Source organism: Allobosea sp. 05L423 (assembly GCF_056397745.1).
This window is the reverse complement of record NZ_JBFTOA010000006.1, coordinates 127,492-149,882: the sequence shown is the minus strand read 5'-3', so window position 1 is coordinate 149,882 and position 22,391 is coordinate 127,492. Positions and strand designations below refer to the sequence as shown.

Here is a 22,391-nt window from a genome sequence, read left to right as displayed (position 1 = left end):
CGGCCGGCAGCGTCAGACCTTGTCGCCGAGATAGGCGGTGGCGTCGATCTCGACGATGCAATCGGGCGAGCCGAGGCCGTTGACGATGCAGGAGACGCGGTGCGGCGAGGCCTCGGCGAAATTGGCGAAGTAGACCTCGTTCATCGGCTCCCAATAGGCCCGGTCGGTGACATAGACTGTGCACTTCACGACATCGGCGAGGCTGCCGCCGGCTTCCTCCAGCAACGCCTTGATGTTGTCGATGCATTGCTGGGTCTGGCGCCGCGGATCGCCGATGGCGAGCTTGCCGTCCCGGTTGGTGCCGACGCAGCAGACGAACATGAAATCGCCGGCCACGGTCGCCTGCGCGAAGGGCAGCCTGCCCTTGCAGACCTTGTCCGATGAAATGATGCGCTTGGGCATGGCGGTCTCCTCCGTCCTGTCCCGCCATGTGGTGGCAAAAGGTGGAGATCATCTTTACGCGCCGGCTCGGAATTCCCCGGGCGGAACGAACGAGAGACTTGGGGGCAGCGCGTTACTCGCGCGGGGCGGTCGGTCAGAGCCGTAAAGTCGTGCAGGCGCGAGTCGCGCTTCGGGCGAGCTGAGCTGCCGCCGAACGGGAATTTGGCGGTAGAACCGCCACATCAAGCTGAAAATTCGAGGGAATTTGGAGCGGGCGATCGGGATCGAACCGACGACATTCAGCTTGGGAAGCTGACGTTCTACCACTGAACTACGCCCGCGTGCTGTCTTGCGGTCGAGACCCGACGCGTCGCAGCGAAGCGTTCTTAGCGTCTTGCAAACCCCGTGTCATCCCGCATTCTGCGGCACGGAGTCGCGTGCGCTCCAAACCGGGAAGAAATCAATAGCCGGCGCTGCCGTATCGTGGCTCATAGCGACCGATGCAGGCGCCTTGTGGGTCGGAAGGCCGCGCAGGAATACCGATCCGATTGAGCCATTCGACGGTTTCGGGCTAGCATCTTCCAACGAAGGGGAGTTTCCGACGCTCCCGTCCAAATGACCGCGCCATTGTCCAAGACGTCCGCCAGAAAGTGCCTTCGGATCCCCATGCGGGCGACGGACGGGATATCAAGCCACAACCGGACCCGGGCTTTTGAAAAGCGACACCATTCTGGCGGAGGATCGCCGGCATGACCGGGCGGGGATTGCATCATGTCACGGCAATCGCCACGGATGCGTTGCGCAACCTCGATTTCTATACGCGGGTACTCGGCCTCCGCTTGGTAAAGCGGACGGTGACACACGAGGATCCGGGCGCCTATCACCTCATCTACGGCAATGCGGACGGCGCGCCGGGAAGCAGCCTTTCATTTTTTGCTTGGTTGAGCGCGGCCGCGGCGAGCGAGCGGCCAGACGGCGGCGAGCATATATCCTTCGCCATTGGACCGGAGGCGGTCACCTGGTGGGAAAGGCGCCTTATTGCCTCCGGCGTCCCGTTCCGACGCGAGCGGGCGCCGGGTGGAGCCCCCCAACTGAGCTTTGAGGATCCCGATCACGCACCTCTGGCGCTGGTTGCTTCCGAGCTTGCCTCCGCGGCGACCTGGTCGCTGCCTGATATCCCTCCGGCTTTCGCCCTCCGCGCGCTCCGCGGCGTGTCATTGAGCATCCGCGGGACGGAGCTGATGACACGGATTCTCACCGAAGTTCTGGGTTTCGCCGAAATGCGGCGCGAAGCCGATTGGATCGAATTCTCCGCGCACGATGATGCGGGTGGGTGGATTTGTCTGCATCGGCGGAACGACCGGCAACGCCCCAGACTCGGAGCGGGAGCGATCCATCATGTCGCCTTCCGAGCGAGGGACGAGGCTGATCTGGCCGCCATGTCCGAAGCCCTCAAGGAGCGCGTCGGAATCAGCGCCAGCCCGATTAAGGACCGCCATTATTTTCGCTCGATCTACTTTCGCGGCCCTGACGGATTGCTGATCGAAGTCTCGACGGACAGTCCGGGCTTTCTGATCGACGAGACGCGCGAGAACCTGGGGACGCGACTGATCTTTCCCCCGGGCTTGCAGGATCGGCAGGAGGAGTTGCTCCGCATCCTGCCGCCGCTGGATCAGTTCAGCTAGCTCCGTTGGTCGGTGATGCCCGAACGAACGCGTGCCTTCGGCCAGCTCGCGGGTGTGAGATCCGGCATCTCGCGATGGCATTGTGGGTAGGGCTGACGCCGAAAGGCGGATTTTCCATCGCTCCGGTACCGTGTGGCGCCGCAGGCCACGATCCTGCCGGCGCATGTCGGGCCGACCCGTGCAGATCTTTCAGGAGCCGAAGCCGATTCCTGCTGCAATGCGCTGTTGCTTTGTGCGAGGAAGGGGCGCTGGCAACGGCCTCTTGTCATCGATCGGCGCCGCCGAAACCGCTGGCGGAAAAGGACGGGGTCAGGCTGCATGAATCGAATTCAAACAAACGAATTCATCCCTGAAGAACGATCGCCCTGATATCAGCCCGGCCATGACGACATCCCAGACTCGCCGCTCCGAACGTCGACGGTTGGTGGAAACGGCCAAGATCCGGACAAGCAGCGGGGTCACCTACAGCTGCATCATCCGTGACATATCGGACGGAGGAGCCAAGCTCCGCGTACCGGCGGGTGTGGAGTTGGCAGGAGAGATTCGGTTGACCTCGGCGCTTACCGGGCCCGAACGCGTTGCGCAGGTGATGTGGCAGGATCACACCTCAATCGGGATCGCCTTCGCGAAGCTGGCTGCCGGCTAGAGTCGGACTGAAAAGTGAAATCCACTTTTCGGAGAAGTCCGAAGCTTAAGCAAAGTGATGGATCGCCACTTCGCGTCCGGTAGGACACGGCTGCGAGCCGGGCATGGCCATCCGTTCACGCTGACCTCGCCCGCGCTCGCGTTGCGTGGATCCTTGGTCCGAAGCGATGCCTGAGGATTGGCCACGCGAAATGCCATGTGACCCGCCTCCGTGCGGCAGGGCGTGTGTGCCAACCCCAGCGGCGCAACGATTTTTCGAATTTCAGATGCTTGAGACTGGTGCTGCGAGAGAGGATTGAACTCTCGACCTCTCCATTACCAATGGAGTGCTCTACCACTGAGCTACCGCAGCAGGTCCGGCGGCCGGTGCGCGTCGCGGTCGCTCTGAGGCGGTTGCGGGCGCTGGCGTCGTTCCGAAGCGGCGCCCTGATGCCACAAGCGCGGGGCGGGCGCAACCCGCTCTCTCAATCCGGCAGCAATAATCGTGGATCGATCTGGAAAACTCGGCCGTCGCCTAAGAGATGGGCGCTCAGGCCCTCGCGGAACAGCGGCCGGAAGGCGACGTCGCGCAGATTGAGGCCGCCGGCATACGCGCCCATCGCCGGCATCACGCAGCGGCGCGACGACAAGGCGAAGCAGCGGCGCCTCAAGGCCCGTCCACGCATCCGCACTTTCGCGGTCGGGTGGAGGTGGCCGGCGATTTCGAGCCCGGCCGCGGCGCTGTCCGGCTCATGGCGGAGCACTACGCCGGACAGCATGATCGACTCGGCGCTCTCGCCGCCCATGGCGCGGCTGATCGCCGGGTCGTGGTTGCCGGTGATCCAGAGCCAGTCGCGGCCCTGTTGCAATTCGCGCAGCGAGGCGAGCGTTGCGGGGGCGAGCCTGGCTTCGGCCTCGCGGTCGTGGAAGCTGTCACCGAGTGCGATGAGCCGCGCCGGCTGATGGCGCCGCACCACTGCGGCGAGGGCGGTCAGCGTCGCTGTCGAATCATAGGGCGGCAGCATCACGCCGCGCGCGGCATAGGCGGAGCCCTTCTCCAGATGCAGATCGGCGACGACCAGCGTGCGCTCGTCCGGCAGCCAGAGCGCGCCGGAGAGATCGGGCACGAGCGCGAGCCGGCCCAGCATGAAGGCTTCGTTCGCTTTCGACAGCGCTCGGTCCAGCCCTGTAGTGGCAACCGTCACGCCATCGCCTCTTCGGTCAACATCGCCTCCGCCTCCGCCAGGATCTCGTCGGCCGCCTCGCCAAAAACCGCTTCGCGCCCGATCTCGAGCATCACCGAGACGCCGAGCGGCGAGACATGGTCGAGCGGCTGATGGACGATTCGGCCGCTGATTCGTGTCAGCATCTCACCCAGCCGGCGAATGTCGAGCAGGCCCGTCGCCGCATCGGCGCGTGCGGCCTTGAGCAGGATATGGTCGGGCTCGTGCCGGCGCAGCACGTCATAGACGAGGTCGGTCGAGATCGTCACCTGCCGGCCGCTCTTCTCCTGGCCCGGATAGCGCCGCTCGATCAGCCCGCCGATGATCGCGCAGGAACGGAAGGTGCGCTTCATCAGCGCCGATTCCGCCATCCAGTCCTCGAGGTCGTCGCCGAGCATGTCCTGCGCGAAGAGCTCGTCGAGATCGAGCGCGCCGCGCGCGATGGCGGCGGTCATGTCGCCGAGCGTCCAGCAGGCCATGCCGTAATCGTTGCAGACGAAGCCGAGCGGGCGCATGCGGGCGCGCTCCAGCCGCCGCGTCAGCAGCATGCCGAGGGTCTGATGGGCGAGGCGGCCCTCGAAGGGATAGGCGACGAGATAGAAGCGCCCGCCGCGCGGGAAGGTCTCCACCAGAAGCTCGCCCGGCTTGGGCAGGCGCGACTTCTGCTTCTGCGCCTGCAGCCAGGCTGCAACCTCCTCCGGCAGCGTGCGCCAGAGGCCGGGCGAGGCCAGTATGGCGCGCACGCGGGCGGCCAGGAAGGTCGAGAGCGGGAACTTGCCGCCGTCATAGGACGGGATCTTGGGATCGGTCCCGGCGGCAGCGCGCGAGCAGACGGCCTCATTCTCGACGATGCCCTCGAAGCGCAAGACCTCGCCGGCGAAGACGAAGGTGTCGCCCGGCACCATGGTCTCGGCGAAATACTCCTCGATCTCGCCGAGCACGCGCCCGCCACGCGTGATCATGCCGGGCTGGCCGGGCTTTCCGCCGCGCGCCCGGCCGAGCCGGACCTTCAGCATGGTGGCCTCGACGATGGTGCCGACATTCATGCGGTATTGCTGGATGACGCTGGCGTTGCTGGCGCGCCAGAGCCCGGTCTTGTCCTGCCGCAGCTTGGCGAAGCGCTCATAGCTCTTCAGCGCATAGCCGCCGGTCGCGACGAAATTGACGACGGCGTCGAAATCTTCGCGGACGAGATCGGCATAAGGGGAGGCGGTTCGAACTTCTTCGTAGAGCGCGTCGGCATCGAAGCCGTCCGAACAGGCGACGCCGAGCACATGCTGGGCGAGGACGTCGAGCGCGCCGATGCGCGGCGGTGGGGTGTCCTGGGCGGCTTCGTGGACGGCCTCCAATGCCGCGCGGCATTCCAGCAGCTCGAAGCGATTGGAAGGGACCAAAAGGGCTTCCGAGGGCTCGTCCATGCGGTGGTTGGAGCGGCCGATGCGCTGGATCAGTCGGCTCGCTCCTTTCGGTGCGCCGAGATTGACGACGAGGTCGACATCGCCCCAGTCGATGCCCAGGTCGAGCGTCGCGGTGCAGACCACGGCCTTGAGCCGGCCTGCCGCCATCGCGGCCTCGACCTTGCGGCGCTGCTGCGCGTCGAGCGAGCCGTGATGCAGTGCGATCGGCAGGTTGTCGTCGTTGAGATTCCACAGCGCCTGGAAGGCGAATTCCGCCTGCATGCGGGTGTTTACGAAGACGAGGGTCAGCTTGTGGCTGCGGATGGCGTCATAGACCTCGGCCATCGCATGCAGCGTGGTGTGGCCGGCGATCGGCAGGCGCCGCTGCGTATCGAGGATGCCGATGCGCGGCTTGGCGCCACCCGCGACGGTGACGAGTCCGGCCGGCGTCTCGGTGCCGCCGAGATAGCGCTGCAGATCGGCGGGCTCGCGCACGGTCGCGGAGAGGCCGACGGCCGAGACCTGCGGCGCCAGCGCCTTCAGCCGCGCGAGATCGAGCGAGAGCAGGTCGCCGCGCTTGGACGTGACGAGCGCGTGCAGTTCGTCGAGTACGATGCGGCGCAGGTTTGCGAAGAAGGGCACGGCATCGCGATGCGAGACCAGCAGCGCGAGCTGCTCCGGCGTCGTCAGCAGGATGTCGGGCGGGCGCTGGATCTGGCGCGTCCGCTTGGCGGCGGAGGTGTCGCCGGTGCGGGTCTCGATGGTGATCGGCAGCCCCATCTCGCGCACGGGAGCTTCGAGATTGCGGGCGATGTCGACCGCGAGCGCCTTGAGCGGCGAGATATAGAGCGTATGCAGCCCGTCATGCCTGCCCTCGCGCTCCGCTAGCTCGACCAGCGAGGGCAGGAAGCCGGCGAGCGTCTTGCCGGCGCCGGTCGGTGCGACCAGAAGCGTCGAGCGCCCGGCACGAGCCTCCTCCAGCAGCGCGAGCTGATGCGGACGCACGTTCCAGCCGCGCCCGGTGAACCAGGCCTCGAAGGTGGGAGGGAGCGGGGAGAGGGCGGCCATGCCGGCCGAAGATAGGGTGCGGCGCGAGAGAACGAAAGGGGAATAAAGAGGCCATCGCCGCTACTGGCAGCGAAGCTTGCGCTGGTTCACTTGGAGAGGCCGGAATGGCTGGTTCCGACCCGGAGCGGGCTCGGAGAAGGCCCAGTTACGGGCCGTTTGGCAGGCTGGCCGATTCCGGGCAGCGGGAGCATTTGTTTCCAAAGCGCTCGGCCACACGAGGTCAAAAATTCCTCGCCAGCTGCATGCTGGCTCGTGAGTGCTGTTACAAGCGTGGTGACCCTGACGGCCGCAATTCCATTGCCAATTACCTTGTGATTGGCGTGACCGGGCAATTCTGGCAATTTGAGCCTTCGCATACTCCGCCCGGGGTCAGAAGCCGCAGGGAGTTCGTCATGGATCGCTTGCGCTTGACGCTCGAAGCAATCATTGCAAATTCTCGTTGGTTCCTTGCTCCATTTCTCCTTGGCCTGATACTCACCCTCGCGGCGCTGCTCTTCAATTTCGCGCTCAAGCTGTTCGATTTTTTCATGCGAGCACAGGTTTCAGACCCGTCCGAAATCATTGTTGGCAGTCTGAAGCTCGTCGACATCGCCCTGACGGCGAATCTGATCGTGATCGTGATTTGCTCGAGTTACGAGAATTTCTTGGCACCCATCAATATACAGCAACGTCCTGCCTGGCCGACCAGTCTGGCAAACGTAGGCTTCTCGGGCCTCAAGCAAAGGCTGCTTGCATCCATCATAGCCATAGCGGCGGTGAATGTTCTGGAGTGGTTCCTGGATATTGAGAACAGCGCGGATAGTACAAAGCTCGGATGGCTCATTGCGATCATGTTGGGCTTTGCGCTCACCATGCTGCTCATGGCGATCGCAGACCGTGTCGGAGAGATTGAACCGCCAAGGCATTAGAGCCAGCGGTCCGCGAACGACCCATGGCGGACCTTCCTTTACCGCCGCTCCGCCACGACCAGCAGCCCCGGCACCGGCGCGCCGCGATCCTGCCGTGTGCTGGCGGGCTCGACGAGTAGGGGGACAAGCCCCGCCTCACCCAGTCTTTGCAGTAACCAGCTCTCCGCATGCGCGAACCGCCTGTCTTCACCGACGACCACGCCCTCGCCGGGATGCGTCTGCACCGTGAAGGCGAGCAGGCCGCCCGGCTCCAGCACGCGCGCGCTCTGGCTGAAGCAGGGCGCGAGCTCGCCGAGATAGACGAAGACGTCGGCAGCGACCACGAGATCTGCCGATGCGTCCGGCCGGCTGGCGAGGAAGCTCGTCAGCCCCGCGACCGCGAGCTTGTCGTAGAGCGGCATCCCGTCGGGCGCTGTCTTGGCTCGCGCCCGCTCGATCATGCGCGGCGAGAGATCGCAGCCGGCGAGGAAGCCGCTCTGCTCGTGGATCGCCTCGCCCATCAATCCGGTGCCGCAGCCGAGATCGTAGACCGTGTCGAACCGGAAGGGGCGGCCGGCGTTGCTGCAGCAGCGGACCAGCGCCGCCTTCAGGAGGGCGGGCGCAGTGTATTGCAGGGTTTCGGTGAGATGGCTGTCGAAGCGGTCGGCATAGGCGTCGAAGAGCGCGCCGGAGAAGTTCTCCGAGGTCGCCTGCTCGGCGGGCATCGCGCCGATGCGAGCGAGGTCGAGCCGCGCGCCGAAATGATCGTTCGGGTCGAGATCGAGGCATTGCCGCCAGGCCGTGGCAGCGTCCTCCTTATGGCCGAGCGCCTCCTGCGCGAGCCCGTAGAGATGCCAGGCGGCGGTGAAGTGATAGGCCTGCGACAGCGTCTGGTCGAGAATCTCGACGGCCGCTTGCGCATCCCCGTCCTTCAGCGCAGCCTCGGCCCAGCCATAGCGGCGGTCGAGCACGGGGTCGCCGGAGCTGGCGAAATGCGTGGTCGAGCCTGTATCGGTCATACCGACCGATGTAGCCGAGGAGTGTGACGCTGGCCAGACAAAGCGCCGGCTGGCGCCCCTCCGAATTGCTGCTGCCGACGCCGGCCGGTCTCTACTGCCCGCCGGCCGACATCCATATCGACCCGGTCCGCCCCGTAGCCCGGGCGCTGATCACTCATGGCCATTCCGACCATGCCCGCGCCGGCCACGGCGCCGTGCTGGCTACGCGCGAGACGCTGGCCATCATGGCGCTGCGCTATGGCGAGGGCTTCGCCGGCACGCAGCAGGTGGCGGCGCCCGGCGAAGCCATCCGCATCGGCGAGGTCGAGTTTCGCTTCGTGCCGGCCGGTCATGTCCTTGGCTCGGCCCAGATCGCGGTCGAGGGCCGGGGGCTGCGTATCGTTGCCTCCGGCGACTACAAGCGCGAGCGCGACCCCACCTGCGCGCCCTTCGAGGCCGTGCCTTGCGATGTCTTCATCACCGAGGCGACCTTCGGCCTGCCGGTCTTCCGCCATCCGCCGGCGGCGGGGGAGGTGGCCAAGCTGCTGGAATCGGTCAGGCTCTTCCCGGAGCGGACGCATATCGTCGGCGCCTATTCGCTGGGGAAGGCGCAGCGCGTCATGGCGCTGATCCGCGAGGCCGGCTACGAGCGGCCGATCTATATTCACGGCGCGGTCGAGAAGATCACCGCGTTCTATCAATCGGAAGGCATTCCGCTCGGCGAAATCAAGCTGGTCGCCGACACCGATCGCAAGACGCTGGGCGGCGAGATCGTCATCTGCCCGCCGAGCGCGACGCAGGATCTCTGGGCGCGCCGCTTCCCGGACCCTGTCACCGCCTTCGCCTCCGGCTGGATGCGCATCCGCGCCCGGGCGCGGCAGAAGGGCGTCGAGCTGCCGCTCGTCGTCTCCGACCATGCCGATTGGGACGATCTGCTGGCGACGATCAAGGAGGTTCAAGCCGGGGAGATCTGGGTCACCCATGGCGAGGCCGATGCCCTCGTCCACTGGTGCGGCACGGCGGGGTTGAAGGCCAAGCCGCTGCACCTCGTCGGCTATGGCGACGAGGGCGAGGCCGATCCGGTCGTGGAGGCGGCCGATGCGGCGGTTTGACGATACCAGCCATCATCCTGAGGAGCCGCGCAGCGGCGTCTCGAAGGATGCTCCAGGATGCTCCAGCGATCTTTGGAGCATCCTTCGAGACACGCTTCTGCGAAGCGCCTCTCAGGATGAGGGCCGGATGGAGGGTTTATCGCGACGACGCGACGACCGGGTGCGACGGCGCGGCCATGCCGACCATGGCGTTCGCCATGTCGCGGGCGAGGCAGTCATAGCCGGCATCGCTCATGTGGAAGCCATCCGTCCACAGCGCGGCCTTGAACGCCTCGGCGTCGGTGCGCTGCCATTCGCGCATCGCCGCATAGCGGGCGAAGACGGGCACGGCCTCGCGCCGGGCGACATCGCCGACCGCCTCGACATAGGCGCCATAGCGCTGCGGATCGCGGACGGAGGGGAAGAATTGCGGATCGAGGATGGCGAGCGCCGGGCCGGCATCGCGCACCATCGCGATGCCGTCGGCGACCATCGTCCTGAAGGCGTCGAGGTCACCGCCGGTGACGGCGTCGTTGGTGCCGACCTGCCAGATCACGAGGTCGTAGCGGCGTGCCGCCAGCGCGGCCTTGAGCCGCGCCAGCGTCTGCGGCGCGGTCTCTCCGCCGATGCCGGCATTGACGATTTCGATCTGGGACTTCGGCCAGGCGCTTGTCAGCAGCGCCTGCAGGCGCGCGGGATAGGTCTTGTCCTTGGCGCTGGCGCCCACGCCCTCGGTCGAGGAGGAGCCGATGGCGAGGATCGCGAGCGGCTGGCCCTGCGCGACCTTGGCGGAGAGCGGCACCAGCGTCGCGTTCGAGCGTACGATCGGCGTCTCGCGGCAGGAGAAGCTCGCCGCCTGTGCGGGGGCTCCGGTCGAAAGCGTTGCAGCGATGACAGGCAAGGCAAGGAACCGCATCGCGGCACGCATCGGCGTCTATCTCCTGGCTACCCTGCTGCCGTTAAGGTTTGCTTCATGAACGGTATCTGAACGATGCGCTGCAACAAATCCAAACGGGCGCAGTGTGGCGCGGGTGCGACAGCATGAACCGCTTCGCCTGGCTGCTTGATCGCCTCGCCTACGAGCCGCGCCGCAACGCGAAGCTGGCGCTGATCGCGGATTATTTGCGCACCACGCCCGATCCCGATCGCGGCTATGCGCTGGCGGCGATGACGGGCGGGCTCGTCTTCCGCAATGCCAAGGCGGGGCTGATCCGCGCACTGATCGCCGAGCGCACCGATCCCATCCTGTTCGCGCTATCCTATGATTATGTGGGCGACCTCTCGGAGACGGTCGCGCTGATGTGGCCGGCCCGGCATGGTGCCAATGCGGCGCCGCATCTCCCCGAGGTGGTCGAGAGCCTGCGCGAGGCCGGCAAGACCGATCTGCCGCGCCTCATTGCTTCCTGGCTCGACGCGCTCGACGAAACCGGCCGTTGGGCGCTGCTCAAGCTCATCACCGGCGCGCTCCGCATCGGCGTCTCGGCTCGCCTCGCCAAGACGGCGGCCGCGAGCCTCGGCGGCGTGCCGGCCGACGAAGTCGAGCAGGTCTGGCACGGGTTGGAGCCGCCCTATGCCGAGCTCTTCGCCTGGCTGGAGGGCAGGGGAGCGCGGCCGGAGGCGCGCGACCCGGCGCCGTTCCGCCCGGTCATGCTCTCGCACCCAATCGAGGACGGCGATTTCGACAAGCTCGACCCGGCCGAATTCTCAGCCGAATGGAAATGGGACGGCATCCGCGTCCAGGCGGTCAGCGGTCGCAAGGCGGACGGTGCGCGCGTCACGCGGCTCTATTCGCGCACCGGCGAGGATATCGCCGCCGCATTCCCTGATCTCGTCGAGGAGTTGACGCAGGACGGCGCGCTCGACGGCGAGTTGCTGGTGATGCGCGAGAGCGCGGTCCAGAGCTTCAACACGCTGCAGCAGCGCCTGAACCGCAAGACCGTCACCGCGAAGATGCTGGGCGAGTTCCCGGCGCATATCCGCGTCTACGATCTGCTCGTCGATGGCGAGGAGGACATCCGCCATCTGCCCTTCGAGGAGCGGCGGAAGCGCCTCGACGCCTTCCTGTCGCGGCTCGCCAGCGTGCGCTTCGATCTTTCGCCGCTGATTGCCTTCGCTTCATGGGAAGAACTGACGGCGGCTCGTGCCGATCCAGCTTCGGCCGGCGCTGGTGCCGATGCGGAGGCGGTCGAGGGCTGCATGATCAAGCGCCGCGACTCGCCCTATCTGCCTGGCCGCCCCAAGGGCTATTGGTGGAAATGGAAGCGCGATGCGCGGCTGGTCGATTGCGTGCTGATGTATGCCCAGCGCGGCCACGGCAAGCGCTCCTCCTTCTATTCGGATTACACTTTCGGCGTCTGGCGCGTGGGCGAGGAAGGCGGCGAGGAGCTGGTCCCGGTCGGCAAGGCCTATTTCGGCTTCACCGACGAGGAACTCATCGAACTCGACAAATATGTCCGCAAGAACACGGTGAACCGCTTCGGCCCCGTCCGCGAGGTCACGCATGAAGCGCAGGCCGGCCTCGTCTTCGAGGTTGCATTCGAGGGGCTGCAGCGCTCGACGCGCCACAAATCGGGGCTCGCCATGCGCTTTCCCCGGATCAGCCGCATCCGCTGGGACAAGCCGCCGCACGAGGCTGACCGTATCGAGGTGCTGGAAGCGCTGTTGCCGACCAATGGCTGAGGCGCAATGGGTTGCGGCCTTGCGCTCAGGGTGCTTGTGATCCCTTCCTCGCCTGAGGCAAAATGTCCGGGCCGAAAAGAGCGTCGGCCCGAAACGTGGAATGCGATTTTCGGACAGACCGATGCGGGGGCTTAGGGAGTGGTGGCGATGAGCAAGCAGCCTTCGACGCGGATCGTCATCGCGGACGATCACCCGCTGTTTCGCGGCGCGCTGCGCCAGGCCGTCTCGCATGCGATCGGCGGCGCCGAGGTCAGCGAGGTCGGCTCCCTGGAAGCATTGACCGAAGCCCTGGCCAGCGGCGGCGATGCCGATCTCGTCCTGCTCGACCTCACAATGCCTGGGGTGCAGGGTTTCTCGGGCCTGCTCTTCCTGCGCGCCGACCACCCCGAAATCCCGGTGATCGTCGTCTCGGCCAATGACGATCCGGCGGTGATTCGCCGCTGTATCGAGTTCGGCGCGCTCGGTTTCCTGCCCAAGACCGCCGATGTCGCGCAGATGGGCGAGGCGATCCGGGCCGTGCTCGACGGCGGGGTCTGGACCCCGCCGGGTGTCGACCTGTCGGCGCCGGTCGATGCCGAGGTCGCCGACATGGTCCGCCGTCTCTCGACGCTGACGCCCCAGCAAGTGCGGGTGCTGATGATGCTGTCCGAGGGGCTTCTCAACAAGCAGATCGCCTATGAGCTCGGCGTCTCCGAGGCGACGGTGAAGGCCCATGTCTCGGCGATCCTGACCAAGCTCGACGTCGACAGCCGCACGCAGGCCGTGATCGCCGCCTCGAAGATCGCCGGCACCGCCTGGGCGACGGCGGGGGCCTCGGCCACGGCTTGATGATCGCTTCCTGATAGGCTGAGCTGCCTTCGAGAATCCGCCGGGGTCATCCCGGGCGACCGGAGGGAGACCCGGGATCCATTCCGGAGCGCCTCCGATCAAGGTTCAGGCATGGATCCCGGGTCTCCGCTTTGCTGCGTCCGGGATGACCCGTGTTTTGTGCCGACAAATATGGTCTCCGAGAAATCGAGGACAGCGTTCAGACACCGTTCAAGCGCGGCGGATTTCAGGTTAAGACGATGACGAAGCGCCCTGGAGATGTGCGGGGCGCAAGAGGATGGCCAGCGCTTCCATGGAACGGTTTCTCGGCGGTTCGCCGCTCAGCGTGCTCGTCCGCCTGATCTTCATTTCGCTGCTGGTCGGGGCGGCGATGGCCTTCCTCGGCCTCTCGCCGCAGAGCCTCTACGAGGCGGCGGCACGCTTCGTCCGCTCGATCACCGGGCTAGGCTTCGGCGCGGTGCGAGAGGTCGGGCAGTGGATCATCGCCGGCGCCCTGATCGTCGTGCCGCTGTGGCTGCTGATACGGCTCTTCGCGGCGCGGAAGTAAGCTGCCGTCATCCTCGGGCGAAGCGACGCTTCGACCCGAGAAACGCATGATGAGAAGTCAGGGGTTTCCGAGATGCTCGGGTCAAGCCCGAGCATGACGTCTGGTTACAGCCCTTCGCCGCGGGCGATCGCAGCCGCGTCGCGCCCGATCAGGGCGGTGAGGCGGGTGAGGCCGGCACGTCGCGCCTGGGTCGCAAGCCCGGCCTTGACCTCCTTCGCCAGCCCCGGCCCCTTGAACACCATCGCCGAGTAGAACTGCACCAGCGTCGCGCCGGCGCGGATCTTGGCGAAGGCCGTCTGGGCCGAGTCGACGCCGCCGACGCCGATCAGCGGGAACTGTCCTTCGGCGCGCAGGAAGGCTTCGGCCAGGATGCGGGTCGAGGCGGTGAAGAGGGGCTTGCCGGAGAGACCGCCCGTTTCGCCCTTGGCGACGCTGCGCAGGCTCGCCGGGCGCGTGACCGTGGTGTTGGAGACGATCATCCCGTCGATGCCGCGCTTGCGGGCCACCGCGATCATGCCGTCGAGTTCGGGCATGGTCAGGTCCGGCGCGATCTTGACGAGGACCGGCGTGCGCCGGCCGCTGCCGGCAACGTCGTCCCGTGCTGCGAGCGTACGCGCCACGAGGTCGTCGAGCGCGGCCTCGGCCTGGAGGTCGCGCAGGCCGGGCGTGTTCGGCGAGGAGACGTTGATCGTCAGGAAATCGGCGAGCGGCGCCAGCCTGCGAGCGAGCGTGGCGTAGTCGGCGGCACGGTCGGCAGACTCCTTGTTGGCGCCGAGATTGACGCCGACCAGCCCGCCGCGGCTGCGCCGGGCCGCAAGCCGGGCGGCGACCGCCTCCATGCCCTCGCTGTTGAGGCCGTAGCGATTGATGACGGCTTCGTCCTCGATCAGTCGGAAGACACGCGGCCGCGGATTGCCGGGTTGCGGCAGCGGCGTCACCCCGCCGACCTCGACGAAGCCGAAGCCCAGGCCCAGCGCGCCGTCGATCGCCTCGGCATTCTTGTCGAAGCCGGCTGCGAGCCCGACGGGGTTCGGGAAGGTCAGGCCAAAGGCTTCCGTCGCGAGTACAGGGTCGTCTGACCCCGGCTTCAGCGCGGGGGCCGTGGCCAGCGCCGTGACGGCGAGCCGGTGCGCCGTCTCCGCATCCATGCGGTGGATCAGCGGCCGGGCGATGTTGAACAGGCTGCCGATCATGCCAGATCCTCCGGGACGGTGTGTATGCCGTCGGTCCCGAGTGGCAGCGGCGCTATCCAGCGCACGGCCTTCGGATCGAGGGCAGCGTAAAGATGCGGGAACAGCGCACCGCCGCGAGAGGGCTCGTAGCGCAATGCCGGGCCGAGGCGCGAATCATCCACGGCGATAAGCAGGAGCCCGTCCTGCCCGGTGAAGTGCTTCGCCGCCGTTTCGGCGAGCTGGGCTGCTGTCGAGAAATGGATGTAGTCATCCGCGAGGTCGACGGGCGCGCCATCGAAGCGTCCATTCCGCTCCGCTTCACGCCAGAGCGGGGCGGGGCATATCTTGTAGATCAGAGGCACCGGCAGTCTCACGGGAACAGGTTGGGCCCCGGCTTAATCCCTGGCAGGAGGATTCCGCAAGCGCTAGCCGGATTGCGGCGAGAACTGGATTGAAATCTTAGATGATAGGGGATATTTCCTATATTCAATCCCCGCCCGGCGACAAAAGCAATGCGAGGCCTGCGCGATGCTGTCACATGACCAGATCTGGGGGGCGATCGATATGCTCGCCCAGCGCTACGGTTTCACCGCCTCGGGGCTGGCGCGCAAGGCCGGCCTCGACGCCACCACCTTCAACCGCTCCAAGCGCGTGGCGCCGGACGGGCGCGAACGCTGGCCCTCGACCGAGTCGATCGCCAAGATTCTCGCCGCGACGGGCGCTTCCCTCGACGAATTCATGAGTGCCGTATTGCGGCGGGAGCCCGCGCCGACGCGCACCATTCCACTGATCGGCTTCGCCCAGGCAGGTTCCGGCGGCTTCTTCGACGACGGCGGCTTTCCGGCCGGCACGGGCTGGGAGGAGGTCGCCTTTCCCGGCGTGGCCGATGAGAAGGCCTACGCGCTCGAGATTTCCGGCGATTCGATGCTGCCCCTCTATCGCGACGGCGACACCATCATCGTCTCGCCGACAGCGACGGTGAGACGCGGCGACCGCGTCGTCGTCAAGACGGTGGAGGGGGAGGTGCTGGCCAAGCAGCTCAAGCGCCAGACCGCGAAGACGATCGAACTCGCCTCTCTCAATCCCGAACATCCCGACCGCGTGCTGAATCACGCCGATATCGCCTTCATGGCGCGCGTGATCTGGGCGAGCCAATAGGCGCCCGGCCTGCTCAAACAATTATTCCGGAGGTGGATCCGATCAGGTTGAATCAACCTGATCGGCGGGTGCTCTCGTGGCCGTTGCTCCGCCGCAGCGGCAGGGTGACCCGGAACACGGCGCCGGCGAGGGAGGGTTCGAGCTCGATCGTGCCGCCATGCAGCCGGACCAGCTCGGCTGCGACGGCAAGGCCGAGGCCGGTGCCCCCCGGCGTCACCGAGCCACGGAAGGCCTGAAAGAGATTGGCCCGCGCGCGCTCGGGCACGCCCGGCCCGTTGTCGATGACACGCAGTGCCACCGAGCCGTTCACCGGTCCTGCCGTCACCGCCAAGAGGGGCTGGGCGTCGGCTTCCGCCCCGGCCTGGGTCAGAGCCTGGACGGAATTGCGCATCAGGTTCGTCAGCACCCGCGCCATCTGGTCGGGATCGCAGGGTGCGATCAGCTCGGCAGGGACGCGGTTCTCGAAGCGCAGTCGCCCGTCACCCGGCAAGCCAAGCATCTCCGCCTGCTCTGTGACGAGCTGCCGGAGGGCGACCTCGCGGAGGACCGGCGTTGCCTCGGCCGCGCGGCCATAGGCGAGGGTGGCCTGGCAGAATTCGATGGCGCGCCCCAGCGTCGCGATCAGCCGTGGTGCGAAGCGGCGGATCTTGGCGTCGCGGGTCTCTATCAACTGGTCCGACATGAGCTGCGCAGCCGCCAGCATGTTGCGCAGGTCGTGGTTGATCTTGGAGACGGCGAGGCCGAGCTCGGCGAGGTGCTTCTTCGTGCGAAGCTCGTCGGCGAGCGTTGCCTCCATGCGGGCGAGCGCTCGCTCCGCCTCGCCGATCTCGTCGGCGCGCAATGTCGGTTCGATGATGCGTTGCGGATTCTCCGGGTCGGCCTCGAATTCCATCACGTTCGCCGCCAGACGCCGGATCGGACCGATGATCAGCGCGTTGAGGGCGATATAGACCGCGAGCGCCGTCAGCCCGGTGATCAGCAGCGAGATCAGCAGCAGGCTCCAGGAGAATTTGAGCATTGCCCGGCGCAGCGGCGCCTCGTCGATGACGATCTCGACGAAATCGGCCCCGCCAACCGCCTCGCCGACCACCCGGATCGGCAGGGTGGCGGGGGAGACCAGAACGGCGACCGCTTCCTCGATCGCGTTGATCCAGGAGAGATTGCGTAGATCGATCGAGCGGGAGACTTCCGGCGGGGGCATCGAGTCGAGGCTGAGCAGCCGGCGTGCGCCGCCGACACGGGCAGCGATCGACCGGGCGCCGACGCCCATCAACAGCCGGTTCTCGCTACCCTCCGGCAGCCCGTCCTCGGGCGCGCCCTCCAGCACCAGCGCGGCGACCTGCGCGGCGGCGATCCTGTCATGCAGCCAGTTGCGCCGGAAATTCGCGATGGAGGGCAGGTAGATCAGCACTTCCGCCAGCATGACGAAGAGCACGGTGACGAGCAGCAATTTGGCCGACAGGCCGAGACGGGTCAGACCGCGCGGCTGACTGATCGACAGATCGTTCCTGGGCAAGCCGGGTTGAAGCATCGACGCCAATCTTAACCGAAGCGCCGCAGAAAGCCGATCAACCGGCGCAGGCGAGGGTTCGTGGCTGACGGGACATGGAACGAGAGCGCCGCCCTGCGCGAGCTGTCCGAGCGGGCAAGCGCCGGCGTCACCACCCCGGCCATGTCGGCGATCGTCAGTCCGGCCTTGGTGGCGACGCACCACGGCGCAATCAGCTCGCCGGCGCCTTTCCCAACGATGGTGACGCCGAGGATGCTGCCCTTCCTGTCGGTGACGAGCTTGACGAAGCCCTCGCTCTCGTCGGCAGCTCGCGCCCCAGGAATCTCGGCGAAGGGCCAGCGCAGGACCTGGATCGTGCCGGCCTTGGCGCGCGCCGCGGCTTCCGAAAGGCCGATCGCGGCGATTTCCGGCTGGCACCAGGCGACGCGCGGGAAATTTGTCGCGTCGGTCCGCACGGGCTGACGAAACAGAATGCTGCGCAGGATCAGGCCGACATGGTCGTCGCCGGCCTGGTCGGTCATTGGCGCCGCGGTTCCGCCGGCGCAGGCACCCAGCGCATAGACGCGGCGGTTGCTCGTGCGCAGGCCCTTGTCGGTGACGATGCCGGTGGCGTCATGGCGGATACCGCCCAGATCGAGATCAAGTGCTGCGATCTCCGGCCTGCGCGGCCCGGCCAGCAGCAGATGCGAGCCCTCGACGACGGTTTCTTTCCCCTCGCCAGCGAGAACCAGGCGGAAGCCGGTCCGGCTGCGTTCCAGCCGGACCGGAGCGTTGCTCTCGTGCAGGGCCAGCCCCTCGCGCAGCAGGCGCCGGCGAACCAGAAGCGCCGCTTCCGCATCATGGTCCGGCAGCAATCCTTCCGGGGCGACGAGGCTCGCCGAGCTTCCGAGGCGCTGCAGGGCCTGCGCCAGTGCCGTACCGTTTGCGCCACCGCCGAGGACGACAGGGCGTTCGGGCAGGCGGGTCAGTTCGGAAAGCTCGTCCACGTCGATCACCTGCACCGTCTCGAGGCCGGGCAGTTCGGGGCGAGGCGCCCACGCGCCGGTGGCGATGACGAAACGTCGGGCCTTGATCGCTTGTGCGCCCACGCGGACCGTGCTGCGGCTGGCGAAGTGCGCCTCACCTCGCACGATGACGATCCCGAGGGCCTTCAGGCGTTCCTCGGCGTGATTCGCGGCCTCCGCTGCCAACGCGCGCTGGATGTGATCGTGAAGCTGGGCCGGGTTGGCCTGCGGATCGCCAGCCTTGAGACCGAACCGGCCGGCTTCGCGCATCGTGTGCGCGGCCGCTCCCGCCTCGATCAGTGCCTTCATGGCGAGCGGGCCGGAACTGCCACCCAGCGCGCCTCTCTCGACGAGAACCACGGAAACGCCGAAGGCGGCGGCAGCCGTCGACAGCGCGATGCCGTTGCCGCCCGCGCCGATCACGCAGATGTCGGGTGTCAACGCGGCGGGGTTCGCCGCCTTGGCCGTGCCGTCGCTCACCGGATGTCCCGCTTCGCTCTCGTTCTCAATCGCTGATGCGTTGTCGGGCGGACGGAATCAAGGCCTACACGCTCCCCGCCATGCGGGATCACCCTCATGGCCTTCAAGCGACGCTGCGGTTGCCGCCTCTGCTCTTGATGGTCGTAAGAGGTTCGGGCCGGCCGAACAGGAAGCCTTGGGCACGGTGGGCCCCGAGAAGCTGGACGGCGATGCGCTGCTGCTCGGTTTCGATGCCCTCGACCACGACGTTCATATGGAGCCGGCGGGCGAGCTGGCACACGGCTTCGATGACGGCCTTGGAAGCCTCGTTGGTGTGCACCTCGCGGGCGAAGCTCTGGTCGATCTTCACCTGCGCGAACGGGTAGGTCGAGAGATAGGCGAGCGAGGAGTAGCCGGTTCCGAAATCGTCGAGCGCGAAGGTCACGCCCAGTGCCCGCAACTCGTCGAGGACCGAAAGCGCCAGCTTGTTGTCCTCGATCAGCAGCGATTCCGTGACTTCGAGCATCAGCCGCCGGGATTCGAAATGGGAGGTCAGCAGCGCACTCTTGACCGTCTCGACGATGCGGCGGGGCTCGCGGAACTGCAGCGGCGAGACGTTCACCGAGACGCTGATGCCCGGCTCCCAGCTCGCCGCATCCTTGCAGGCCTGACGGATCGCCCAATCGCCCATCGCCGCGATCAGGCCGGACTGCTCGGCGATCGGAATGAAGATGCCGGGCGGCACCATGCCCCGGGTCGGATGGCGCCAGCGCATCAGCGCCTCGCGCGAGACGATCTCCTGCGTTTTCAGGTCGATGATCGGCTGATAGTAAAGTTCGAGCGTGCCATCCGCGCAGGCCTTGCGCAGATCGACCTCGATCTCATGCCGCTCGAGCATCTCCTCGGCCATGGTCGGGTTAAAGAACATCAGGGTGTTCCGACCGGCCGATTTGGCTTTGTAAAGGGCGGTATCGGCATGGCGCAGCAAGTCCGCCGGGTTGGTGCCGTCGTGCGGCGCCATGGCAATGCCGACACTCGCTGTCACATAGACCGTCTTGCCCTCGACATCGAAGGCACGGGTCATCGCATTGATCATGCGCTGCGCGATCGCCGTGACGATGGTGTGTTCGGCTGAGGGCAGGATCAGCAGGAACTCGTCGCCGCCGAAGCGGGCCAGCATGTCGTTGCTGCGGATCGCGCCGCGCAGGCGGCTCGCAGTCTCCATCAGCACATGGTCGCCGATATCGTGGCCCAGGCTGTCATTGACCTGCTTGAAGCCGTCGAGGTCGAGATAGAGCAGTGCGAAGGCCTCGCCGGTGCGCTCGAGCCGTGCAAATGCCTCGGCGATCTGCGTGTTGTACTCGAACCTGTTGGCGAGCCCTGTCAGTTCGTCGAAGCGCGCCATCTGCTCGATGCGCGCCTCGGTCGCCTTCCGCTCCGTCGCATCCTCGGTCAGCATGAGGATGCCGCCCTCGGCCGCCGGCGCGAAGGTCACGACCAGCACGAGCCCGCTGCGCGTCACAACCTCGTGGCTCGCAGCCTGCTGGGTGCTCTGGACCGTCGTCAGGGCCATCCGGATATCGCGCAGCTGCTCCTGGCTGATCACCTGCCGCTCAACCAGGAAGCGCGCGATCGCCGTCAACGGCGTGCCGGGCAGGGCGAGCGTCTCGGGCAAGCCGTAAAGCGTGCTGTGCGGCGTGTTGCTGACCGCCAGCTTGAGATTGCGGTCGAACATCGCCAGCCCGTCGATCATCGTGTTCAGGGCTGCGTCGAGCGTCAGGTTCTGCGAATGCAGCGCGGAGGCGAGCGCCTTTGAATGCTTCGTCGCATCGCTGAGAGCCAGCAGGTTCCGATGCAGCGAGTTGGTGATCGCGATGTTCGCGGCCACGTAGAGGAAAGCGAAATAGCCGATATAGCGGTAATAGGGATTCTGCGCGGCGATCAGCCCGATCGCCATCGGGATGCAGAAGGTCATGAGCTGCACCGCGACGAACTTCGGGCGGCCCGCATTGCGCGCGACGTATCCGGAAGCCAGGGCGATGGTGGACGCGACCGACGTGATGTGCGCGGCCGGGTCGTTGGTGTGAACCAGCGCGACATAGCAGCTGTAGCCCAGCACGGCGCTGAAAACGGTGGCGCCGAGGAAGTAGTCGCGATCCCAGCGGCGCGTCTGCGCGTAACTGTCGTTGGCGTGGTTCCGTCGGCGATAGGCCATGACGGTCAGGAGGCGCAGGATGACGATGAACGTCACCAGCAGGGTGAGGCCCATGAAGATCGCCATGCCGGTCGAAAGCCAGCATAGGAACGGGGTGAGAATACCGGCGATACCGCCCGGGATGATCGACGCTGGCGACGAGAAAAGCGAGCTGACCAGCAGCGTGTAGCCGGTCAGGTCGACATCGTCGGCCTTCTCGCGCCCGCCAGCGGCCATCAATCGCTTCAGCGTGCCCGACATCTACTCCTGCCTTTGCCGCGAGCGCGATCATGCACGCTAGGCCCAAACCTAGCGTATCATCAAAGGTTTGTATGGGAGCAGAGGTAAATGCTTCGTGTGACTCTAGTGCCGTACGGGACCATCCCGTACGATTCAGACCGGCGCCAGGTGTCTTTGGTAAACGCGCGCTAACATGCGGTCCTGCGTCTGCGCGATACGCTGCAGCTTCGAGATCGCGCTCGGGCTCAGCCGCAGCATGCAGTCGGTCCAGATCTGGCCGAGATGGCCGAGTTCTTCGCGCAGATCGCCGGAGCGGCGATTGAAGGCCGAGAAGAGCGCCGTTTTGGCTGCGTGGATCGGCAGGGCATCGGAGCAATACTTGCGGATCCAGGCTTCGCCGGTGCCGGTCGGGACGACCGCCTCGAGCCCACCCGCCGCCATGAACTCCTGCGCGCTCATTTCCTCGCCGGAGAGCAGCATCTGCTCCGCCGCGCGCTGGCCCATCCGGCGCGACAGGATCGCGACGGCGGTGATCGGGAAATGGTTGAACTTGATCTCGGGGTAGACGAACGAGGCCTGCTCCTCGGCGATCATCACGTTGCACGAGCGCGGTGCGTCGATGCCGCCGCCGATCGCCTTGGCGTGGATGGTCGAGAGGGTGATGACCAGCCCGTTGAGGCCGCCCGAATTCCAGATCGCCCCTTCCGCTGACAGACGCGCATATTCGGCGAGCGCGGCGCGGTCGTTCTTGGCCAGGCAGTCAAGATAGAAATCCAGGTCGCCGCCGAGCGTGAAGAACGGGCCTGCGCCGCGGAAGGCGAGGAAGCGCACCGGAGCGCGGTGATATTGGTCCGGCGCTCCCCAGAGGGCCACGATCGCGCTCTGAATCTTCACCAGGCTGTCGAGCAGCTGCAGCGTGAAGACCGGTTTCAGCTCGGGCCGGATCGTGACCCAGAGCGCCTTTATGTCCGGCTCGTAGGCGATCTCCACCTCCGGCAGGAAGCCGGCCTTGTAGCGGATCGCGTCGATGACCTCGCAGCTTTCGAGCAGGGCCGGCGAAACGGTTTCTGCTCCGATCTTCAAGGACTGCAACACGACGCCACCCCCGGAACTGCCTGATGTCGTGCAGACTAAACGAGCTTAACAAACTGTAAACGGAAACTCCCGGAAATGGTTAATAGCGTTAAGCTTTTTCGGATGACCAAGCGTCATGCCACCGATCTCGGGGCCGTGCAGGCCCCCTCGA

Annotated in this window: 19 protein-coding genes and 2 tRNA genes; 8 read left to right on the top strand and 13 right to left on the bottom strand. The window is 66.4% G+C overall.

Features of this window, described 5'->3' with window-relative positions; translation table 11 throughout:
* Window positions 1-12 precede the first annotated feature (12 nt).
* Complete coding sequence (locus AC1DNE_RS16705; protein ID WP_441471485.1) at window positions 13-402, bottom strand: RidA family protein; 390 nt, start codon at window positions 400-402, stop codon at window positions 13-15.
* A gap of 245 nt (window positions 403-647) precedes the next feature.
* A tRNA-Gly gene (locus AC1DNE_RS16700) sits at window positions 648-722 on the bottom strand.
* Window positions 723-1,130: 408 nt separating this feature from the next.
* Between AC1DNE_RS16700 and AC1DNE_RS16695 the strand changes: the two genes are divergently transcribed.
* Window positions 1,131-2,066 carry a VOC family protein gene (locus tag AC1DNE_RS16695; protein ID WP_441471484.1) on the top strand — a complete coding sequence of 312 codons (936 nt, stop codon included), beginning with the start codon at window positions 1,131-1,133 and terminating at the stop codon, window positions 2,064-2,066.
* 382 nt (window positions 2,067-2,448) lie between these two features.
* On the top strand, window positions 2,449-2,712 hold the full coding sequence (locus tag AC1DNE_RS16690) for a PilZ domain-containing protein (RefSeq protein ID WP_441471483.1): 264 nt from the start codon (window positions 2,449-2,451) through the stop codon (window positions 2,710-2,712).
* A gap of 276 nt (window positions 2,713-2,988) precedes the next feature.
* On the opposite strand, the gene AC1DNE_RS16685 is transcribed toward AC1DNE_RS16690, so the two are convergent.
* The 3 genes from AC1DNE_RS16685 to AC1DNE_RS16675 form a co-directional block, all read right to left on the bottom strand.
* Window positions 2,989-3,063, bottom strand: a tRNA-Thr gene (locus tag AC1DNE_RS16685).
* Window positions 3,064-3,175: 112 nt separating this feature from the next.
* Window positions 3,176-3,895, bottom strand: coding sequence for a ligase-associated DNA damage response endonuclease PdeM (gene pdeM, locus AC1DNE_RS16680; RefSeq protein WP_441471482.1), 720 nt, complete (start codon window positions 3,893-3,895; stop codon window positions 3,176-3,178).
* Window positions 3,892-6,378, bottom strand: a complete 2,487-nt coding sequence (locus tag AC1DNE_RS16675; protein ID WP_441471481.1) for a ligase-associated DNA damage response DEXH box helicase — start codon at window positions 6,376-6,378, stop codon at window positions 3,892-3,894. Before AC1DNE_RS16675 ends, pdeM begins: the two co-directional genes overlap by 4 nt.
* Window positions 6,379-6,482: 104 nt before the next feature.
* Here AC1DNE_RS16675 and AC1DNE_RS16670 point away from each other — a divergent pair, with 104 nt between their 5' ends.
* Window positions 6,483-7,286, top strand: coding sequence for a YqhA family protein (locus tag AC1DNE_RS16670; protein WP_476766129.1), 804 nt, complete (start codon window positions 6,483-6,485; stop codon window positions 7,284-7,286).
* A 38-nt stretch (window positions 7,287-7,324) separates the two neighbouring features.
* On the opposite strand, the gene AC1DNE_RS16665 is transcribed toward AC1DNE_RS16670, so the two are convergent.
* Window positions 7,325-8,284, bottom strand: a complete 960-nt coding sequence (locus AC1DNE_RS16665) for a class I SAM-dependent methyltransferase (RefSeq protein ID WP_441471479.1) — start codon at window positions 8,282-8,284, stop codon at window positions 7,325-7,327.
* A 23-nt stretch (window positions 8,285-8,307) separates the two neighbouring features.
* On the opposite strand from AC1DNE_RS16665, the gene AC1DNE_RS16660 reads away from it, so the two are divergent.
* Window positions 8,308-9,375 carry a ligase-associated DNA damage response exonuclease gene (locus AC1DNE_RS16660; protein ID WP_441471478.1) on the top strand — a complete coding sequence of 356 codons (1,068 nt, stop codon included), beginning with the start codon at window positions 8,308-8,310 and terminating at the stop codon, window positions 9,373-9,375.
* Window positions 9,376-9,511: 136 nt separating this feature from the next.
* Here AC1DNE_RS16660 and AC1DNE_RS16655 read toward each other — a convergent pair whose 3' ends face one another.
* A complete protein-coding gene (locus tag AC1DNE_RS16655; protein ID WP_476766127.1) occupies window positions 9,512-10,282 on the bottom strand; it encodes an SGNH/GDSL hydrolase family protein in 771 nt (256 codons plus the stop codon).
* 113 nt (window positions 10,283-10,395) lie between these two features.
* On the opposite strand from AC1DNE_RS16655, the gene AC1DNE_RS16650 reads away from it, so the two are divergent.
* The 3 genes from AC1DNE_RS16650 (at window position 10,396) to AC1DNE_RS16640 (ending at window position 13,408) form a co-directional block, all read left to right on the top strand.
* Window positions 10,396-12,033, top strand: coding sequence for a cisplatin damage response ATP-dependent DNA ligase (locus AC1DNE_RS16650; RefSeq protein WP_476766126.1), 1,638 nt, complete (start codon window positions 10,396-10,398; stop codon window positions 12,031-12,033).
* 147 nt (window positions 12,034-12,180) lie between these two features.
* Window positions 12,181-12,861: a response regulator gene (locus tag AC1DNE_RS16645; protein WP_149130743.1), complete on the top strand. Its 681-nt coding sequence runs from the start codon at window positions 12,181-12,183 to the stop codon at window positions 12,859-12,861.
* Between the two features lie 292 nt (window positions 12,862-13,153).
* Window positions 13,154-13,408, top strand: coding sequence for a DUF6460 domain-containing protein (locus tag AC1DNE_RS16640; RefSeq protein WP_441471475.1), 255 nt, complete (start codon window positions 13,154-13,156; stop codon window positions 13,406-13,408).
* A 104-nt stretch (window positions 13,409-13,512) separates the two neighbouring features.
* Here the strand turns inward: AC1DNE_RS16640 and AC1DNE_RS16635 are convergent, their stop codons facing one another.
* A complete protein-coding gene (locus tag AC1DNE_RS16635) occupies window positions 13,513-14,601 on the bottom strand; it encodes a quinone-dependent dihydroorotate dehydrogenase (protein WP_476766125.1) in 1,089 nt (362 codons plus the stop codon).
* Complete coding sequence (locus AC1DNE_RS16630) at window positions 14,598-14,942, bottom strand: DUF952 domain-containing protein (protein ID WP_476766124.1); 345 nt, start codon at window positions 14,940-14,942, stop codon at window positions 14,598-14,600. Before AC1DNE_RS16630 ends, AC1DNE_RS16635 begins: the two co-directional genes overlap by 4 nt.
* 166 nt (window positions 14,943-15,108) lie before the next feature.
* Between AC1DNE_RS16630 and AC1DNE_RS16625 the strand changes: the two genes are divergently transcribed.
* On the top strand, window positions 15,109-15,738 hold the full coding sequence (locus AC1DNE_RS16625) for a S24 family peptidase (RefSeq protein WP_441471472.1): 630 nt from the start codon (window positions 15,109-15,111) through the stop codon (window positions 15,736-15,738).
* A gap of 52 nt (window positions 15,739-15,790) precedes the next feature.
* Here AC1DNE_RS16625 and AC1DNE_RS16620 read toward each other — a convergent pair whose 3' ends face one another.
* The 4 genes from AC1DNE_RS16620 to AC1DNE_RS16605 all read right to left on the bottom strand — a co-directional run bounded on the left by AC1DNE_RS16620 (window position 15,791) and on the right by AC1DNE_RS16605 (window position 22,240).
* Entirely contained in the window at window positions 15,791-17,269 is a 1,479-nt protein-coding gene (locus AC1DNE_RS16620; protein WP_441471471.1) for a sensor histidine kinase, read from the bottom strand.
* Window positions 17,270-17,280: 11 nt separating this feature from the next.
* Complete coding sequence (locus tag AC1DNE_RS16615) at window positions 17,281-18,732, bottom strand: FAD-dependent oxidoreductase (RefSeq protein ID WP_476766122.1); 1,452 nt, start codon at window positions 18,730-18,732, stop codon at window positions 17,281-17,283.
* A gap of 103 nt (window positions 18,733-18,835) precedes the next feature.
* On the bottom strand, window positions 18,836-21,166 hold the full coding sequence (locus tag AC1DNE_RS16610) for a putative bifunctional diguanylate cyclase/phosphodiesterase (protein WP_476766121.1): 2,331 nt from the start codon (window positions 21,164-21,166) through the stop codon (window positions 18,836-18,838).
* 132 nt (window positions 21,167-21,298) lie between these two features.
* Window positions 21,299-22,240, bottom strand: a complete 942-nt coding sequence (locus AC1DNE_RS16605) for an enoyl-CoA hydratase-related protein (protein WP_441471468.1) — start codon at window positions 22,238-22,240, stop codon at window positions 21,299-21,301.
* Between the last annotated feature and the right edge of the window lie 151 nt (window positions 22,241-22,391).

Coding starts and splice junctions, on each gene's coding strand:
- AC1DNE_RS16705 (WP_441471485.1), bottom strand. CDS start 402: ATGCCCAAGCGCATCATTTCATCGGACAAGGTCTGCAAGGGCAGGCTG.
- AC1DNE_RS16695 (WP_441471484.1), top strand. CDS start 1,131: ATGACCGGGCGGGGATTGCATCATGTCACGGCAATCGCCACGGATGCG.
- AC1DNE_RS16690 (WP_441471483.1), top strand. CDS start 2,449: ATGACGACATCCCAGACTCGCCGCTCCGAACGTCGACGGTTGGTGGAA.
- AC1DNE_RS16675 (WP_441471481.1), bottom strand. CDS start 6,378: ATGGCCGCCCTCTCCCCGCTCCCTCCCACCTTCGAGGCCTGGTTCACC.
- AC1DNE_RS16670 (WP_476766129.1), top strand. CDS start 6,483: ATGGCTGGTTCCGACCCGGAGCGGGCTCGGAGAAGGCCCAGTTACGGG.
- AC1DNE_RS16665 (WP_441471479.1), bottom strand. CDS start 8,284: ATGACCGATACAGGCTCGACCACGCATTTCGCCAGCTCCGGCGACCCC.
- AC1DNE_RS16655 (WP_476766127.1), bottom strand. CDS start 10,282: ATGCGTGCCGCGATGCGGTTCCTTGCCTTGCCTGTCATCGCTGCAACG.
- AC1DNE_RS16650 (WP_476766126.1), top strand. CDS start 10,396: ATGAACCGCTTCGCCTGGCTGCTTGATCGCCTCGCCTACGAGCCGCGC.
- AC1DNE_RS16645 (WP_149130743.1), top strand. CDS start 12,181: ATGAGCAAGCAGCCTTCGACGCGGATCGTCATCGCGGACGATCACCCG.
- AC1DNE_RS16640 (WP_441471475.1), top strand. CDS start 13,154: ATGGAACGGTTTCTCGGCGGTTCGCCGCTCAGCGTGCTCGTCCGCCTG.
- AC1DNE_RS16635 (WP_476766125.1), bottom strand. CDS start 14,601: ATGATCGGCAGCCTGTTCAACATCGCCCGGCCGCTGATCCACCGCATG.
- AC1DNE_RS16625 (WP_441471472.1), top strand. CDS start 15,109: ATGCTGTCACATGACCAGATCTGGGGGGCGATCGATATGCTCGCCCAG.
- AC1DNE_RS16620 (WP_441471471.1), bottom strand. CDS start 17,269: ATGCTTCAACCCGGCTTGCCCAGGAACGATCTGTCGATCAGTCAGCCG.
- AC1DNE_RS16610 (WP_476766121.1), bottom strand. CDS start 21,166: ATGTCGGGCACGCTGAAGCGATTGATGGCCGCTGGCGGGCGCGAGAAG.